Here is a 17673-nt window from a genome sequence, read left to right as displayed (position 1 = left end):
GTGATATGCAAAAAAAGATTTGGTTTTATACGCACTGGTTGTTAGGATTGGTTGCGGGATTTATTTTGGTAATTGTGGGTGTGAGTGGGGCGCTTTTATCGTATGAAAAAGAGATTATGGGATTGATGAATCAAAAGAGTTTTCGCATCGAGGCAACCGCTAACGAGAAGCTCTCACCTGATGTTTTATTAAACGCATTTAAAGAGAAGCATCCACAATCGGTGGTTGTGGGAGTACGTATTTTTTCTGACCCCAATGCTTCTACGGCTATCATGGTGCAAGGGGCAAAAGCGGGTGGAAAAAATATGTTAAATTATTATATCAATCCTTACACAGCAGAGCTTTTGCCTGAAGTAAGAGGAGATGCTTTTTTTCGTGTTGTTTTAGAGGTGCATCGAAGATTGCTTTTAGGAGAAGTTGGTAAACAAATCGTAGCAGCATCGACGGTAGCACTTTTGATTCTTTCGTTTTCGGGGATTTATCTCTATTGGGGAAGTATTCGTAAAAGTTTAAAATCCAGTCTTAGCATTAATTTTAAAGCCAAAGGCAGAGGCTTTTTGTATAAATTGCACTCGGCACTGGGCTTATGGGGGCTTTTATTTTTTGTTTTGATTTCACTCACGGGACTGACGTGGTCGTATGAGTGGTATAGAACATCTTTGTACCGTATGGTTGGGGTTGAAATGCCACAACATGGGATGAAGCCTTTTGGGAAAAAAAGCTCTTCTTCAAATATGAAATTAGGACAGAATGAGGCAGATAGACTCTTATCTCAGGCATGGGAACTTTTTGAGACGACGGTAAAAGGTGAGTATCGTGTGGCTTTGTTTCGTTTGCCTGATGGAAAAGGGAAGGTAGATTTTACGTATATGGATAAAGATGCTCCGCATTCTAGGGCGTTTAATACCCTCTCTTTCAATGCCAAAGAGGGCACCGTGCTTTCGCATGTGCGCTACGATGAAAAGCCTGTGACAGAGCAAGTGATGTCCAGTATGTTACCGCTTCACAGTGGAGAGTTTTTTGGATGGGGTGGAAGATTTTTAATCTTTCTCTCAAGTATGAGTATGGTTCTCTTTGGAGTCACTGGTCTCATGCTTTACCTCGATCGACGCAAAAAAGCACGCAAAAAAGCAGCTCTTCGCACCGCTTAGAAACTTTTACATGTAAAGGGTAGCGTATGCAGCGTTGCCTTTTACATCCATAAAGAATAAAACGATAAAGATTATCATATTTATAGATAATTAAGCTACTTCTATCTATACTATCACCTTCATTTATGATATAGCCAGCCACAACACTTAGCCAGCCAGTATCTTCTACCTTTAAAAAACAGGATATTTACCTTTTTACATGTAAAGATTCCTAAGGAGAGAGTATGCGCAAAAAAGGCGTTTTAGGGCTGAGTTTAGTAGCTTCGTTGTGTTTAATCCCCCGTGTTGTTTTAGCCGATGCTTTTGTAACCTTAGAGAGTGTGACCTTACTGGAAGAGTCTCTCAGTGGCATTGGTGAGGCTAAAGTGATTTCTAAAGAGAGTTTAGAGAAAAATCAAGCCAAAGAGATGAAAGAGGTCTTTAAAAATGAGCCTTCTATCTCGGTGGGTGGTGGGGCGAGAAATGCTCAACGTGTCTATTTACGAGGCATAGAAGGAACCAACCTTAACATTACCATTGATGGTGCAAAGCAGGGTGGAAGTTTGTTTCAGCACATGGGTGATGTGGGAAGCATTGACCCTTCTTTGCTTAAAAGTGTTGAGGTCTCGACCATCGCAGGAGCCGATAAAGGCAATGGCGCACTGGGCGGAAGCATTGCGTTTGAAACGGTGGACGCGCAAGATTTGCTCACGGAGGGGCAAGAGTTAGGCGCAACGCTTAGGGGTGGTTATTACAGTGCTTCCAAAGGTGTGCGTGGTGGAACTTCGCTCTATGGAAAAAGTGGGCATGTGGGCATTTTGTTCGATGTTTCAGGGCTTAACCAGCATGATTACCGTACAGGTGAGGGTGGTGATGCCGATAATACGGCGGTAAAAGATAGAAACTATTTTTTCAAAGCGAGTTTGCTGGATTATTATGACCATAGTTTAAAACTAGGGGCGACGCATACCACCAACGATGGGCATTATATCGCAGGAAGTTCTGGAAGTGATATGGGTGTGCCTAATCCCAATACGCCAACCAGTCATATTCTCACCACCAGAGATACCTATACACTCGATTATCGTTACAATCCTGCAAGCGAGTGGATTGATCTTAAAACCAATCTGTACTACAACGACCGCAATTATGACAATCAAACCAACAATACCGATGTGACCAGTGAAAACTACGGTGGAAACATTAAAAACAGTTTTGGTTTTGCAACAGGTGCTTTAAACCATTTTTACAGCGTGGGGATGGATTATGACATTGAAGATGGTGTGACTCAAACCACTTCAGGAGACATCACCAATACCTCTAAAACCTTAGGAGCCTTTGTTCAGGGTAGTTCTAACTACAAAATTGCCACCCTACGTTATGGCGTGCGTTTGGATGAGTACTCCATCGAATATGGTCCTAGCAATGAAGTCACTGGGCATGAATTTTCCCCCAATGTTGGCTTAGATGTGGAGCTTTTTGAGGGACTAAACGCCTTTAGCAATTACAGTGAATCGATGAAAATTGGCAGTGTTATTCCGGTGCAATGGCTCTCGAACGCAACCGCTACTACCACTTTTAATGGCACATTAAATGGTGATTTGGAGCCTGAAAGCTCGAAGCAGATAGAAGGGGGTCTTCGTTATAAAAACAGAAGTCTCTTTAGCGATAGCGATAGTATGACACTAGGAATGAGCCTCTTTAAAACAACCATCTCTGATTTGATTCGTAAAAATCCAGCGGGTGGACCGACGATTAGTAATATTTACAACAGCGATGTGGATATTATCTCCAAAGGCTACGAACTTAAAGCCTCATACGCTCTGGCTCCTTTTAAAACCTCTTTGAGCTTTTTACATGCCAATGTGGAAGATGAAAACGGCGTAGCGATTTTGGAAAGAAGAGTCGCTGGTTCTGTGGGAGATACCTTTGTCTGGGACAATTCATGGCGCATAAACCCAGAGTTTGCACTAGGTTATACGCTGACTTCGGTAGGTAAAATGGACGATGAGATTGAGCGGGGAAGTTATGTGGTACACGACCTCTCTTTGGAGTACACACCAGCATCCATTAAAAATTTAACGCTCTATTTTGCGATTAATAACCTCTTTGATAAAGAGTATTACGCCCAGACATCCATTGAAAGTGGCGATACATTGGTGGAAGAGGCGGGGCGGGATTTTAGAGCGTCCTTTAAATACGTATTTTAATCATCTTAAGGAGAAAACATGAAAAAAAGTTTGTTAGCCGTTATGGCAATGATTGGTTTAAGTGCGCCTTTGGCAGCACATCAGGTGTGGTTGGAGCGTGAGGGCTCTGTGATTCATGAATATTTTGGGCATTTTCCTTCTTTCAAAGAAAAGGCGGATGGTAAGCGTTTGGATGCTATTAAAGGCGTTGAGCTTAGTCCCAAAGATGCGTACCTTAAAACGGTACGAGGTGAGGATGGCATTGCCATTTTTGTTAATAAAGTAGGCGATATGGGTGTCACAGAAGTGATGACCCCTCGCAAGGGAAAATTTGTTGATTTTACGGTGCGTACCATTTTTCTAGCACGTGAGGGACGCAGTGAGAGTAAAACGCTTTTAGCGCTTGACATGGTTCCAGACGCTCCTCATAGCAATACCTTTACACTGATGATGGATGGCAAACCGCTTCCTAAAGCCAAAGTAGCACTCATTGCTCCTAATACATGGAGTAAAAATTTTATGAGTGATGAAGCGGGAAAAGTAAGCATTCAAACTCCATGGCTTGGAAATTATGTGGCACAACTTGACTACACCGATAAAACCAAAGGTGAGGCTGAGGGCATTAAATATGATCAAACCAATTATGTGATGACTTTGCATTTTAGTGTGAAATAAGGCTGTGAAAATGGCACGTCAATGTGCCATTTTCTTTTTACATGTAAAGAGATTTGGGAGAAAAAAATGAAAAAAAGTGTTGTTGTTATGGGCTTGATGAGCCTTTTAGGAAGTTCTTTGTTTGCGCACACAGCGCTGATGAGTTGTATGGAAAATGCGGATGCGACCATTACGTGTGAGGCGGGATTTAGTGATGGTTCTAGTGCGGCGGGGGTGATGTTTAAGGTGGTGCAAGAGGGAAAGGTGATTTTTGAGAAGAAGTTTGATGAGAACAGCGAGATTACCTTTAAAAAGCCACAAGGCGAATACACCGCAGTGTTTGATGGTGGCGATGGGCACAGTTTAACCATTCCTAGCCGCTCCATCTTAAAATAATCGCTTTACATGTAAAAAGGAGTTGTGTTGATGATACGAAGAGTTTTTCTAGGAAGCGTTATGGCAAGTGTGGCTTTGTGTGCGAGTGATGTGCAGGTCTTGGACGAAATCGTTACGATTGGTACAAAAAGTGAGAAGAGTGTAAGTGAGCAAACCACAAAAGTCGAAGTGATTACGCAAGAAGCCATAGAAAATTCAGGTGCGAGCAATCTCTCCGAGGTTTTAAATGCGACACCGTGGCTCTATGTTGCACCTTCAGGAAAAAGCATCAGCATTCGAGGGATGGGGCATGCTGATACACTTTTGTTGATTGATGGCAAACGGGTCAATGGAGAGTTTTCAAAAACCTATGAGTTGGAGCGAATTCCCTCAGGTATGATTGAGCGCATAGAGGTTTTAAAGGGGAGCTCCAGTCTGCTTTATGGCAGTGATGCCATGGGTGGGGTGATTAATATTATCACGAAAAAACCCACCAAAGAGGATGTGAGTGGCAATGTGCAAGTGATGGGTGGAAAAGATAAAGAGAGCGTGGATACTTTTGTCTCAGGCAGAGCGGATAAACTCTCCTACAGCTTTTATGCCAACTACCTTAACCGTGATGCCTACTCAAAGTCTAAAACCGCTGATGTCAAAGTGATGCAAGCAGGAATCGAAAAATCTCCTTCTGCGCTAATCGGAGCAGGTGGATGGGCAAGTTTACGAAGCAATCTTGCAAATAGTTATACCATAAGCAACAACTACACCGATAATTTAGAAACCAAAACGGTGGGTGGCTCTTTGGCGTATGAGTTTAGTGATTTTTTTAGAGCGTACATCGAAGCTTCGTATCTTGAAGAGAAAAAAGATGGGTTGTATATTAGCGATAGTTATGCGACTAATTATAAAAACGGTGGTAATACCATTATGGCAAAATATATTCCAGCGCACCAATACGATGACAATCAGCGCTTTAACATCGCCACAGGATTTGATTATACGCCCAGTGATGCTTTACATGTAAAGTATAACCTTGCCTATTCACGCTATGAAAAAGACAGAAAAGTCTACACCCCTTTGTGGAGTGAGTTAGGCTACGCATCCATTGAGGCTTCCAAATCCAGCCTCAATGTCTCAACGCTAGAGTATCTCACCAATGACGCACAACTCACATGGACGCTGGATCAAAACAATCGCATCGTTACAGGTGCAGAACACCGCATCCATGATGTATCCTCCACGGCGTATGATGTGGACGATAGAACCTATACGGGCGCTTTTATTCAGCATGAGATGACACCATTGAAAAAACTCCATCTGGTGTATGGAGTTCGTTACGATACAACTTCCACTGATGAAGAGGAGACCTCTTTGAGTGTTGGTGCGACGTATGATCTTTTGGAGCGTTTAAAGCTTCGAGCCAGTTACGCTCAAGGGTTTCGAAGCCCTGATGATAGAGAACTCTATGTCAATCAAACCAATCCCAATGGTAAAAAGATATTAGGCGCAACCGTGATAGATACGAGTGTTGGGAAGAGTTCACAGTATGATTTAAAGTCTGAGACCAGTGAAACCTTTGAGGTGGGTTTTCTAACACATGGCGATGCTTGGATGTTTGATGTTGCAGCTTTTAAGACGAACATTGATGATAGAATCTCTCAAGTTGCTTACAGCAACTACACCACCTTTGAAAACATTAGCGACAGTGAAATTAAGGGGATTGAAGCAACTTTTGATGTGGGATTGCATGAAACACTATGGCTTCAATTAGGCTATAACATTCAAGATGCGCAAAACAAAACAGCGCATACCAAACTCACAGATGTTCCAAGACGTATGGCTAGTGTGAGTCTTAGTTACACACCTATTCATAACCTAGAGTTTCGCTCAACCACGAAGTATATTGGGGAGCAAGAGGGGCTTGAGGGTGAAGATGTGGGAGGCTTTAGCGTAACCAATGTTAAGGTGATTGCTAGGGAGCTTTTCAAGAACACCGATGTCTTTGCAGGCGTGGATAATGTGTTTGAAAAGAGAACTCCTGAGTATCTAGGGCTTTTGCCTGAGTTTGCTTATTATGTGGGTTTTAACTATAAATTTTAGGAATAAACATGAAAAAAAGTATGGTTGTGATGGCATGTCTTTGCCTCTCTTTGATGGCTCAGGGTAAAAATGAAAACTTTGTGATTCATGATTTGGTGACGTTGGAGATGCCTGGTGGTGCGATTAAAAGTGGGGCGTTGGAATTAAATGGCGATCAGATGATTCGTATCTCTAAAGAGGTAAGACCCATAATGCACGAGCGCTATCAAGCCAAAATGAATGAAGCCTTTGGTTTGGAAAAACGGGTACAAAAGCTGCTCAAACAAGGCAAAAGCAAAGAAGAGCTTAAAACCTATCTTGACCAAATTAGTACCATTAAGCGAGAGGCGATGGATATTAAAATAGATGCGTATAAAACCTTTCAAGCGATTTTAACACCTGAGCAGTGGCAAAAATACCTTGCTTTAGGTGCACAGAAAAATTGATTTAAATCATTGATAATCGTAATCAATATATGATATAATCCTCCTTAATTTTATTGGGAGGATTTTTGTATGAACTATAAAGGCTTATGGCTCTCTTTGGCCGCTGCAAGTGTTTTAATGACAAGTGAAACCACACTTTTAGAAGAAATTACCACCATTTCTACTGCCACTAAATCGGAAAAGAATATTGATGGAGTGAGTGCTAGTGTTGTTGTGATTGATGAAGAGGATATTGCACGTTTGGGCGCAGAATCGCTTAAAGATATTATCACCAAAACCCCTGGTCTTAGTGTTCAGTATGGAACATTTCCCAGTGCGAGCAGTGCCTCTAAAGGCTCTTTAGTCCTTCGTGGTATGGGAGCTAAGGGAACGCTTCTTTTGGTTGATGGCAGACGTTTGAGTGGAGAAGTCGCCAATCCCTATGATTTGGAGCGAATCCCAGCTTCTCAAATTGAGCGTATTGAAATCGTTAAAGGTCCTATGAGTACGCTCTATGGGGCAGATGCAACGGGTGGCGTGGTGAACATCATCACCAAAAAGCCAAAAAATGAACCTCACGTGGATGTTGGGGTGCGTTATGGTGCCAATGGACATGGCGAAGATGAGAATAAAAACGCCAATATCGCCATTCGTGGAAAATATGAAAAGCTAGGGTATAGTTTCTACGCCAATGAAACGCATACCACTCCATATACCCAAAAAGAAAATGGCGATGTGTACGCTAAAGCAGGTGTAAACACGTTGGTTAAACCCTCCGCACATCCAAATCCTAATATCAGTACTAAATTACCCAATAGCTATGAGAATGTTGACGTTAGCTACCGTGATGAGAGTGAGGTCTCGACACAAGGTGGGCGTTTGACGTACGATATTAGTGATAACATTGTGGCGGGGATTGAGTTTAACCATTTCACTGAAGAGCGAGATGGAACCTACTTGAGTTATTTTCATCCTACCGCTTACACCATTCCAGCGTTTAACGTGCCTGTCAATTCTGAAGATGAAAATGAACGCCTTGATATTGGGGCGGATGTTAAAATCAAAGCGAGCGATACGCTAACTCTCATGCTTCGAGCCTACAACAGTTCGTATGAAAAACGAAGTACCATCACCGCCAAATATTGGGCAGATATGGGCTATACCTCCGAAGCGGCATCGGCGCAAAATGGTATGGATGCTAATGTGGACACTACGACCTATGAAGCCAGTGCCAATTATTTGATTCATGATGACCACCTCTTAACTTTTGGCATAGAGCGACGTTTTGAAGAGCGTGAGGGAAGTGTCTTTACCTTAGCCAATACGATGAGTACTAAAAAAGTGGATTACACTGCTGGGTATCTGCAAGATGAGTGGCAAGCCACAGAGGATTTGAGCATTACACTGGGTGGGCGTTTTGATGAAATTAGCAACGCTGATAGCAAAGCCACGTTTAAAATTGGCGCAGTGAATCGTTTTGATGAAGCGTTACATGTAAGAGCCAATTTTGCGCAAGGGTATCGAACGCCTGACATCAGAGAGCTTTACATCTATAAAAATACCGCCACAGGCGTACAGCGTGGTGCTGAGGTTATTGATGCGAGTGTGGGTAAAACCAGTGCGTATGATTTAAAGCCTGAATTTACCAACAGTTATGAACTAGGTGCGAGTGGAAAAGTGGGTGTAGGTAAGTATGACTTTACGCTTTTCTATAATGACATTGAAGATATGATTTCTGAGGTCAATACGGGGAATTATTATACGTTTATCAATGTTCCTAAAGCTAAAACTTATGGAATGGAAGCCTCATGGGCGCAACCTCTCTTATCCCATCTTGATGTGAGCCTTTTTTGGAGTGAACTTCGTACGAAAAACAAAGAGAGCGGGAAGGATTTGGAGTTTACGCCAGAGCGTATGCTAGGCGCAAAACTTGATTATGCATTGAGCAAAGCGCTTTCAAGTTATGTGGGAGTGAACTATGTTGGTGAGCAGTATTATCTTAAAACATTAAACCGTGGAACACCGAGCCAAATCCTTGTTGATGCCACCGCCGATGGTTATGTGAGTGTGAATTGGGGTGTGAATTATGCGCTTAATAAAACCGTGACACTCTATGGAGGCATTAACAACCTCACCAACGAAGGGGTGGACGATGTGCTAGGCAGTAGCAGTGGGCGTTACTTCTTTGTGGGCGCAAAGGCGCATTTATGAAAAAACTTTTTATACTGTGGCTAGGGCTTTTAAGCCTTAGCTTTGGAGTGGAAAAACTCGATAAATTGGTTATTGCAGGTCCTTTTTCAAGTATTTCGCATCCGGTTCTTCGACTGATTGAAACCGGTGCGTTAAAAGATGTGGCGCACAACGTAGAGTTTAAACTCTGGCAAAATCCCGATGAACTCCGTGCCCTTCTTTTAAAAAAAGAGGTGCATTTTGTTGCCCTTCCGACCAATGTCGCTGCGAATCTTTACAACAAAAAAGAGCCGATTCGGCTTTTAAATGTTCCTGTGTGGGGAATTTTGGAGATTCTTTCCAGAGATGCAAACTTAAAGCACATTGAGGATTTCAAAGGCAAGGAGATTATCGTTCCGTTTCGTGCCGATATGCCTGACATTGTGCTTCAAGCGCTCATTAAACAAGCGGGATTGGATGTTAAAAAAGATTTTAGCCTTAAATATGTACCAAATCCACCCGATGCGATGCAGATGCTTCTTTTGCGTCGTGCGGATCATGTGCTTTTAGCAGAACCTGCCACCTCGATGGCGATGCGTAAAACGGGTTCGTTTCCTGTGAGCCTCATCGCTCCTGCCCTGTATCGAAGCTTGAATCTTCAAAGCGAGTGGGGCAGACTCTTTAAGGTAGAGCCAAAAGTCCCACAAGCGGCGTTTAGCGTGGTGGGCGATATGGATAGAGAAATAATCACGCGTTTTAATGAAGAGTATACAAAAGCCCTTTTATGGTATCAAAGCCATCCTAAGGAAGCGGGTGAAATGGTTGAAAAAACGCTGAAAACCTTTAAAGTCGAAGCCATTAGCGACTCTATCGCACACACGCAGTTTGAGCTTCAAAGTGCCCAACAGAGTAAAGTAGCACTCGAGCAGTTTTTTGAGATTTTGATGCAAATCGAGCCAAAACTGATTGGCTCTAAAATGCCTGATGAAGGTTTTTATTACCAATGAGATTTTTACTTAAAGTCATCAAAGATTTTCCGTGGTTTTTGTGGAGTGGGTGGGGGTCTATTGCTTCTATTTTTCTCTTTTTAGCCCTTTGGGAGTTTGGGTTTCAAACTTACGGAGAGCTTGTTTTGCCTTCTCCAAAGGTGGTTTTTGAGAGTATGGGAACACTGTTTAGCGATGCGTCGTTTCATACGGATTTGTATTTGACCATCAAGAGAGGGTTGATTGGTTTTGGGGTGTCTCTTGTGGTGGGAACGTTTTTAGGACTGTTGGCTGGGTATTTTATCACCGCTTCGGTGATGAGCCGTCCGATTGTCACCATTTTGGTGGGGATTCCACCTATTGCGTGGATAGTCCTTGCTATGATTTGGTTTGGGCTGGGGGATATGACCGTGATGTTTACGGTGATTATCGCTTCCTTTCCCATTGTTTTTGTGGGAGCGCTTCAAGGAAGTCGTACCATTGAGGGGGATTTAAAAGAGATGATGGAGAGTTTTCACATCGGCTTTTTTCAAAAGGTGAGGGATTTGTATTTCCCGCATCTTTTCTCCTATCTTTTTCCTTCATGGGTCAGTGCGCTTGGCATGAGCTGGAAAATTGTCATTATGGCGGAGCTTCTTAGCAGTAGCGATGGCATAGGAGCAAGTCTGGCGATTGCGAGGAGTCATCTGGATACACCTCTTGCACTTGCACTGGTGAGTGTTATCATCGGGGTGCTCTTTTTTGTGGAGTACATCATCTTAGAACCCATGAAAAGGGAGATAGAATCATGGCGCAATTAAGAGTCAGTGAGCTTAATTTTTACTATGGCTTTACGCAGATTTTACAGGATATTCACTTTACGTTGGAAGAGGGCAAAATTATCAGCATTGTAGGACCTAGTGGGGGTGGCAAAACCACACTGTTAAAACTCTGTGCTAACCTTTTGGATGTGACGGAGGGCGAGGTGGAAAATAGCTTTTCAAGCAGTGCGTTTGCATTTCAAGATGCGAGATTACTGCCTTGGAAAACCTCTTTAGAAAATATTATGATGCCTTTACATGTAAAGATGAAAGAGGCTATTTTGAAGCAAAAAGCGATTGATTTGGCATTGAAATTTGGGTTAGAAAAGAGTGATTTGGAAAAGTATCCCAAAGATTTAAGCGGGGGGATGAGGCAGCGGGTGAGTTTTGCACGAGCACTCATGGGTGAGCCTAAGCTTCTTTTTTTAGATGAGCCTTTTTCAGCTTTGGATATTGGGCTGAAAAAAGAGCTACAAAGCTTTGTGCTAGAGGCGTGTAAGAGGCAAAAGATGAGCGTTCTTTTTATTACCCATGATGTGATGGAAGCGATAAAACTGAGCGATACGATTTTACTCTTAAAGAGTGACCCTGGTGAAATTGTCGCACGTTATGAGATAGAAACACCCAAAGGTCTTAGAGATGATGCCTTTGTGTTTGAGCAAACCAAAGCCTTTTTAGAGGATGCTTTAATTCGTGAAATTTTTGAGATAAAGGTGAGTGCATGAGTGAGCCAATCAATGCCACCAAACATTATAAATACTACCCTGATGAAAAAAACGTCCCTCCTTTTTTAGCGTACGGTTTTCGTCCGATTTTCTTAATTCTGCCGTGGTACATGGTCGTGTGTATGCTCCTTTGGGGGCTTGTGTTTCAAGGAACTTTGAGTTTTCCATGGATGAAAAATCCTGTTGTTTGGCATATTTATGAGCTGGTATTTGGGGTTGGATTTGCAGGGATTATGGCGTTTATATTCACGGGACTTCCTGAGCTTTTCCCAGGTCTTGTGCCTATCATCGGAAAGCGTTTAATGAATATTATGGCGCTGTGGATAGCAGGGCGAGTGAGCTTTTGGTTTATGGATATTCTTACCATTTGGGTGGTGGGCGCTTTAAACCTTGCGCTCTCGTTGGTCATTATCGCATGGGCGTTTAAACCTGTTGTACTTGACCCACTTCAGCGTCATGCGAGTATTGCTTATACCATCGTTGTGATTACCTTTTTGCAAGGGGCGTTTTTTCTCTCTCATGGAGGCTACATTGTCTGGGAAGCGATGGCGATTTTAAAAGCGAGTGTGGGTGCATTTATGGTGCTTATCGTCCTAGCGCTTCGAAGGGTAAATATGGAAGCGATTAATGAGATTTTAACGCATGAAAAGATTGATGATGTCTTTGTCGCAAAGCCGTATCGTTACAATTTAGCCGTTTTTTGCATCGCTTTATTTAGCGTGGTGGAGTTTTTCTCTCCTTCCAATAGCATGCTTTCATGGTTAGCATTTGCCGCGGGAGCTTCAAGTCTTGGCATTATAAATGATTATAATTTGCCTTATACGCCTATTTTTTTTAAGCCTTTTACGCTCTATTTAGCGTCGATTGTTGTTTTTTTAGGGCTTGGGTATTTAGCTCTTGGCTGGAGTCATTTGATGGGATTGGGTATGGAAAATCACATGCGTCATCTTCTCACTTCTGGTGCGTTTGGTCTGAGCTTTTTTATGGTGATGGTGATCATTGCCTATGTGCATACAGGAAGGGTACTTCGCTCCTATCCGTGGATAGCTTTTGGGGTTTTGATGTTGTGTGCTTCTGCCCTTTTACGTGCAGGGGTGGCATTTTTTCCTGAGATGTACAGTGCCTTTATGGGCAGTTCCATTTTACTTTGGATAGCCCCTTTTATTCTTTTCTTCTTTAAAACTCGTCTTTTTTTACTCTCTTCACGTGCGGATGGCATTAAGGGATAAGCCCCTTAATGCGCTATTGTAGAGCATGTTTTAGCCCAATTATTTGAGAATAGCTATCAAAGTTATCTTCTTTTAAGTTGAGTTTGCTTATCATTTCTCAATTAAAACGAAGGAAAGAGTATGCATTTAGGTGAACTGAGAAAAGGGCAAAAGTGCAGGTTAGTGAACATTCATGGTGCGGGAAAACTCAAACAAAAACTCCTTGACATGGGGTTTATTTTTGGAGCGGATATTGAAGTTGTGAGAGAAGCTCCTTTGTATGACCCGATGGAATTACGCATTCAAAACTATCTTGTCAGCCTAAGACGCAATGAAGCAACCCTTTTAGAGGTGAAGGTTTTATGATAAAAGTCGCACTTGCGGGGCAGCCAAATTGTGGAAAATCAACGATTTTCAATCTTGTCAGTGGTATTCATCAGCATGTTGCTAATTATCCAGGGGTTACCGTTGATAAAAAAGTAGGGCGTTTTGACTACAAAAATGAAAAAGTTGAGATGGTGGATTTACCAGGGACGTACTCATTTAGCTCCTATTCGCTTGAAGAGCGGGTCTCTAAGGATTTTTTATACGATGAGTCTCCTGATATTATTGTAAACATTGTGGATGCTTCTAACATTAAACGCCATCTTTACCTCACGTTTCAGCTCCTTGAAATTGGGATTCCTGTGGTGATTGTCTTAAACATGATGGATGTCGCAAGTCGTAGGGGTATTGATATTGATGTGCCTAAGATGCAAGAGATGCTAGGTGTTCCTGTGGTGTGTGCGAGTGGGGCTAAAGGAGAGGGTGCTGAAGCGATTATGGAAGCCATTGTCTTAGCGTACCAGCAAAAAGAGCAGTATCAAAATTTTAAAATTAATTATGAAGAGCTAGAAGCGTTTATTCAAGAGATTGAGGCTGAAATTGCTGAGGTGAATGTTCCTTTAAACAGACGCTGGTTGGCGATTAAGATTTTAGAGGAAGATAGAGCGCTTGTGGAGAAGTTGGGTTCTCATTTTACCCATTTGCAAGAAAAAGCCAAAGCGTGTGAAGAGCGATTTCATGCAACATACGATAAAGATATTAGCGCATTTTTAGCCTCTATTCGTTATGACTCAGCCGATGTTGTTTTTCATAAATGTGTGAAAGTGACTAAACTGCACGAAGAGACACTCACGGATAAAGTCGATAAAATTGTTTTAAACCGTTGGTTAGCCTTTCCTATTTTATTGCTGGTGATGTTTTTGGTGTATGAGCTCTCCATCGTGTATGGATACAAGCTCACCGATTACACGTGGCCACTTTTAGCTATGTTTAAAAATTTTGTGATTGATATTTTGCCTGAGCCTGATTTGATTCGTGTGCCGATGATGACAGATTTGTCGATTTGGATGATCAATAGTGCGATTGCACTGATTAACTACATTCCTATCTTTTTTATTCTCTTTGCGTTGATTGCGATTATGGAAGATGTGGGCTATATGCCACGCCTTGCGTTTATTTTAGACAAGGTCTTTAAAAAATTTGGGCTTCACGGTCAATCTACCCTTCCTCTGGTTTTAGGCGGAGCGATGGTAGGGGGATGTGCCGTTCCTGGGGTTATGTCTACCAAAGGCATTGCGGATGAGAGAGCGAGAATGGCTACGATTTTAGCGGTTCCTTATATGAACTGTCTGGCAAAAGTTCCTTTTTACACCCTTCTTTTAGGCGCATTTTTTAAAGAAGAGATGGGTTTGATGATGTTTTATATCTCAACGGTGACCCTTTTTATTGCGCTGATTGTCTCCAAACTTTTAACCAGTACGGTTTTAAAAAACAGAGAAACGGCTCCTTTTGTGATGGAGTTACCACCGTATCATTTGCCCACCTTTAAGGGGGTTATTATTCGTTCGGCACAAAGGGTGTGGGTCTATATCAATAAGGTCGTGACCATTGTTTTAGCCGTGGCGATTGTTCTGTTTGCGATGTTACAGTTTCCAGGCTTAAGTGAGGACGCGCAGCAAAAATACGATGAAAAAATAGCACAAGCACTCAGTACCTTTGATACAAAAGTCAAAAAATCCTCTTATTATGAGAGGGTCGATACCAAAGAAGAGGTCTCAGCGCTTATCAATTACTATGATAATTACAAAGCCAAACGTATGGTTTCCTCAGGCGCAGAGGGGGCGAAAAGCGTGGATGAGTCATTTTTGAAAAAAGATGAAAAGCTTTTTATTTTCGTCAAACCTGAAAACGATAAAGATGCCAAAATGATTAATAGCGCTTTGCGTCAGATATCTAATGTCCGCAAAGATGTGTTGCGTCAAATCAAAAACGAAAAAATCGAAAATAGCTTTTTGGGAATGGTCGGACATTCTATGGAGCCAGTGACACAGTTCGCGGGATTTGATTGGAAGATTAACGTGGCATTTTTAAGCTCTTTTGCAGCACGTGAGAGTGCGGTAGCCACACTGGGTTCTTTGTATGAAAATAACAAAGCAGACTCCAAACGTGCGGAAGAGGCGATGTATGAGAACAGTGGGTATACGCCATTACACGCTGTGGCGATTATTATTTTTATGATTTTAACGCCTCCTTGTATTGCGACGATGATTGTGGTGAAGATGCAGTCTAACAGTTACAGATGGATGTTCTTTGCTATTTTCTTTCCGATTACATTGGGTGTGATTATCTCCTCATTTCTCTTCTCTTTTGGCTCTGTAGCGGGTTGGAGTGGGGTAGAGGCAATGAGTTATTTTTATGTAGCCGTGGTCTTTTTAGCGTTATTTTTAGGCTTGATGCCAAACCGTCAAAATAGCTGGTTGGGTGGATTTAGAAATCAAACTTTATAAAGGAGAAAAAATGTTTCGAAAAAGTGTATTGGGTATCTTAGTTGCCGCAAGTTCTTTGTTTGCACACTCTGCAATTATGAATTGCTTTGATAATGGCGATGGCACGATTACGTGCGAGGGTGGTTTTAGTGATGGCAGTAGTGCGAGTGGTGTGGAGTTTAGGGTGGAGCAAGATGGTAAGGTTCTTATTAAAGATAAAATGAGTAAAAACAGTGAATTTACCTTTAAAAAACCAAGTGGTACCTATACTGCTATCTTTAATGCGGGGGAAGGACATCAAGTTGTGCTTGATGGTAAGGATATTGTTCAGTAGGGTTTAATACTCTTTTTTGGGAGTATTTTTTATGATTTTTAGATGATAGTAATTATTAACATTATAAAGGAGTTTTTATGACAAAAAGTTTTCTTAAAGTTGCGTTGGTCTCTTCCGTGATTGCCTCAAGTGCGTTAGCGCACTTTCAAATGCTTTATACACCCAATATGGCACTCGAAAAAGGGGGAAAAATAGAATTGCGTCATGTTTTCACTCACCCGTTTGCGGATGAACATACCATGGATATGGGCAAACAACACGACAGCGACGCTCTAGCGCCTGTGGTAGATTTTTTTGCTATCAATAAAGAGCAAAAAACGGATTTGAAATCAACCCTGAAAGAGATTACCTTTAAAGGCAATCATAACAGTGGCAAAGGCTTTGCTTCTGAGTACAAAGCGCAAAAAATGGGTGATCACATTTTAGTGTTAACCCCTGCACCTTATTATGAAAAAGGTGAAGATGCGTACATCCAGCAAATTACCAAAACCATCGTGAATGTTGCAGGAACACCAACGGATTGGGATGCGGATTTAGGGCTTAAAGCCGAAATCGTTCCTTTGACAAAGCCCTATGCAATTTGGGAAGGGGGTAGTTTTACTGGTGTGGTTAAGTCCAATGGCAAACCTGTTCCTTTTGCTGAAATTGAAGTAGAATATATCAATCGAGATGTGGATATTAAAAACAATAAAATGGGAAAAGATCGTGTAAAAGCTCCACAAGATGCGTTTGTAACGATGGGCATTAAAGCCAATAAAGACGGTGAGTTTACCTTTGCACTTCCAAAAGCTGGATTTTGGGGATTTGCAGCACTGGGTGTGGGTGTGGATAAAGAATATAAAGGCAAAGAACTCAGTCAAGATGCCGTGATTTGGGTGGAAGCTAAACCTATGAAATAAAGAGAAAGAGGGTTTTCCCTCTTATCTTTACATGTAAAGACTCCAAAACCTCTTTTTACTCTCATTTTACAAGGTTTTATCATGCTTGAAAACATTTTTTTAGGATTGGTTACGTTGGGTGCTATCTACTATCTTTATCGAACACTCTTTAAAACTAAAGGGTGCGGATGTGGCAAAGATAGTTGCAATGTCAAGAAAAAGTAGTAGACTTTTTTCAGTGAGTTATGCAAGACGTCTCGTATATCTTACGTTCAAGGTAGGGTAAGAAAATTAATCTATTAGTTAGTAATTATTATTATTTAAGAATAGTATGCTATAATTTTTTCGTCAATAAAATAAATTTAAGGAGTCTATGATGTCAAAAGTTATTAAACAATTACAAGAGATTCAAGCTAATAGTCACGTTTTATACGTCACGTTTCATAACTATCATTGGAATGTTAAAGGGATGCAGTTTTTTCCAGTCCATGAGATGACAGAAAAACTTTACGATGCAATGTCAGAAATTTTTGATGATACAGCAGAGCGCATTTTACAATTAGGCGGTAAGCCTTTAGTGACTCTTTCTGAAATTGTAGAGGCTTCAACGCTTAAAGAAGAGACTAAAAATTCATTTGAAGCTAAAGAAGTGATTTCCCATGTGGTTAAAGCACTAGAAGCAATGCATGCAGAATGGGTTAAACTCTCTAAACTTGCAGAAGAGGTTCGAGATACCACAACGATGGCAATGGCAGATGAAAAAGTTGCCGAGCTTGAAAAACAACTTTGGATGTATCAAGCAACCCTTGCTTAATCCCTAAAGCACACGCTCTTGCGTGTGCTTCTTCTTTCAATACTTCAATCTTCTTATCAAATTAAAATGATAATTTTTATCATATTATCAAGAATTAAGC

General features: G+C 41.6%; 17 protein-coding genes. All 17 read left to right on the top strand.

What is annotated here, in order from left to right; genetic code table 11:
- The first annotated feature begins 5 nt into the window (after positions 1 to 5).
- The 17 genes from SDEL_RS07885 to SDEL_RS07810 all read left to right on the top strand — a co-directional run bounded on the left by SDEL_RS07885 (position 6) and on the right by SDEL_RS07810 (position 17573).
- Entirely contained in the window at positions 6 to 1151 is a 1146-nt protein-coding gene (locus SDEL_RS07885; RefSeq protein ID WP_012857331.1) for a PepSY-associated TM helix domain-containing protein, read from the top strand.
- Positions 1152 to 1375: 224 nt separating this feature from the next.
- A complete protein-coding gene (locus SDEL_RS07880) occupies positions 1376 to 3340 on the top strand; it encodes a TonB-dependent receptor domain-containing protein (RefSeq protein WP_012857330.1) in 1965 nt (654 codons plus the stop codon).
- A gap of 18 nt (positions 3341 to 3358) precedes the next feature.
- A complete protein-coding gene (locus SDEL_RS07875; protein ID WP_012857329.1) occupies positions 3359 to 3994 on the top strand; it encodes a hypothetical protein in 636 nt (211 codons plus the stop codon).
- Between the two features lie 66 nt (positions 3995 to 4060).
- A complete protein-coding gene (locus tag SDEL_RS07870) occupies positions 4061 to 4369 on the top strand; it encodes a hypothetical protein (protein WP_012857328.1) in 309 nt (102 codons plus the stop codon).
- Positions 4370 to 4399: 30 nt separating this feature from the next.
- Complete coding sequence (locus SDEL_RS07865) at positions 4400 to 6445, top strand: TonB-dependent receptor plug domain-containing protein (RefSeq protein WP_012857327.1); 2046 nt, start codon at positions 4400 to 4402, stop codon at positions 6443 to 6445.
- An 8-nt stretch (positions 6446 to 6453) separates the two neighbouring features.
- Positions 6454 to 6870 carry a hypothetical protein gene (locus SDEL_RS07860; RefSeq protein ID WP_012857326.1) on the top strand — a complete coding sequence of 139 codons (417 nt, stop codon included), beginning with the start codon at positions 6454 to 6456 and terminating at the stop codon, positions 6868 to 6870.
- Between the two features lie 69 nt (positions 6871 to 6939).
- Complete coding sequence (locus SDEL_RS07855) at positions 6940 to 9060, top strand: TonB-dependent receptor plug domain-containing protein (protein WP_012857325.1); 2121 nt, start codon at positions 6940 to 6942, stop codon at positions 9058 to 9060.
- Positions 9057 to 10025 (top strand): ABC transporter substrate-binding protein, encoded by a 969-nt coding sequence (locus SDEL_RS07850; RefSeq protein ID WP_012857324.1) that lies wholly within the window; start codon positions 9057 to 9059, stop codon positions 10023 to 10025. Before SDEL_RS07855 ends, SDEL_RS07850 begins: the two co-directional genes overlap by 4 nt.
- The gene (locus SDEL_RS07845) at positions 10022 to 10804 is read left to right on the top strand and encodes an ABC transporter permease (RefSeq protein ID WP_012857323.1); all 783 of its coding nucleotides are present in this window, start codon (positions 10022 to 10024) and stop codon (positions 10802 to 10804) included. The genes SDEL_RS07850 and SDEL_RS07845 overlap by 4 nt, the downstream gene beginning before the upstream one ends.
- A complete protein-coding gene (locus SDEL_RS07840; protein ID WP_012857322.1) occupies positions 10792 to 11529 on the top strand; it encodes an ABC transporter ATP-binding protein in 738 nt (245 codons plus the stop codon). The genes SDEL_RS07845 and SDEL_RS07840 overlap by 13 nt, the downstream gene beginning before the upstream one ends.
- On the top strand, positions 11526 to 12758 hold the full coding sequence (locus tag SDEL_RS07835; protein WP_012857321.1) for an NnrS family protein: 1233 nt from the start codon (positions 11526 to 11528) through the stop codon (positions 12756 to 12758). The genes SDEL_RS07840 and SDEL_RS07835 overlap by 4 nt, the downstream gene beginning before the upstream one ends.
- Before the next feature lie 120 nt (positions 12759 to 12878).
- Positions 12879 to 13103 carry a FeoA family protein gene (locus tag SDEL_RS07830; protein ID WP_012857320.1) on the top strand — a complete coding sequence of 75 codons (225 nt, stop codon included), beginning with the start codon at positions 12879 to 12881 and terminating at the stop codon, positions 13101 to 13103.
- Positions 13100 to 15568, top strand: a complete 2469-nt coding sequence (gene feoB / locus SDEL_RS07825; RefSeq protein ID WP_012857319.1) for a ferrous iron transport protein B — start codon at positions 13100 to 13102, stop codon at positions 15566 to 15568. The genes SDEL_RS07830 and feoB overlap by 4 nt, the downstream gene beginning before the upstream one ends.
- A gap of 10 nt (positions 15569 to 15578) precedes the next feature.
- Complete coding sequence (locus SDEL_RS07820; RefSeq protein WP_012857318.1) at positions 15579 to 15881, top strand: hypothetical protein; 303 nt, start codon at positions 15579 to 15581, stop codon at positions 15879 to 15881.
- A gap of 77 nt (positions 15882 to 15958) precedes the next feature.
- Positions 15959 to 16780, top strand: coding sequence for a DUF4198 domain-containing protein (locus SDEL_RS07815; RefSeq protein WP_012857317.1), 822 nt, complete (start codon positions 15959 to 15961; stop codon positions 16778 to 16780).
- An 81-nt stretch (positions 16781 to 16861) separates the two neighbouring features.
- The gene (locus SDEL_RS11905) at positions 16862 to 16984 is read left to right on the top strand and encodes a hypothetical protein (RefSeq protein WP_012857316.1); all 123 of its coding nucleotides are present in this window, start codon (positions 16862 to 16864) and stop codon (positions 16982 to 16984) included.
- Positions 16985 to 17135: 151 nt separating this feature from the next.
- Complete coding sequence (locus SDEL_RS07810) at positions 17136 to 17573, top strand: Dps family protein (protein ID WP_012857315.1); 438 nt, start codon at positions 17136 to 17138, stop codon at positions 17571 to 17573.
- Positions 17574 to 17673: the final 100 nt, after the last annotated feature.

Origin of the sequence: Sulfurospirillum deleyianum DSM 6946 (assembly GCF_000024885.1) — a bacterium.
GTDB lineage: Bacteria > Campylobacterota > Campylobacteria > Campylobacterales > Sulfurospirillaceae > Sulfurospirillum > Sulfurospirillum deleyianum.
Note: the sequence above shows the minus strand (reverse complement) of the source record. Positions and strands in the feature narration are given on the sequence as shown.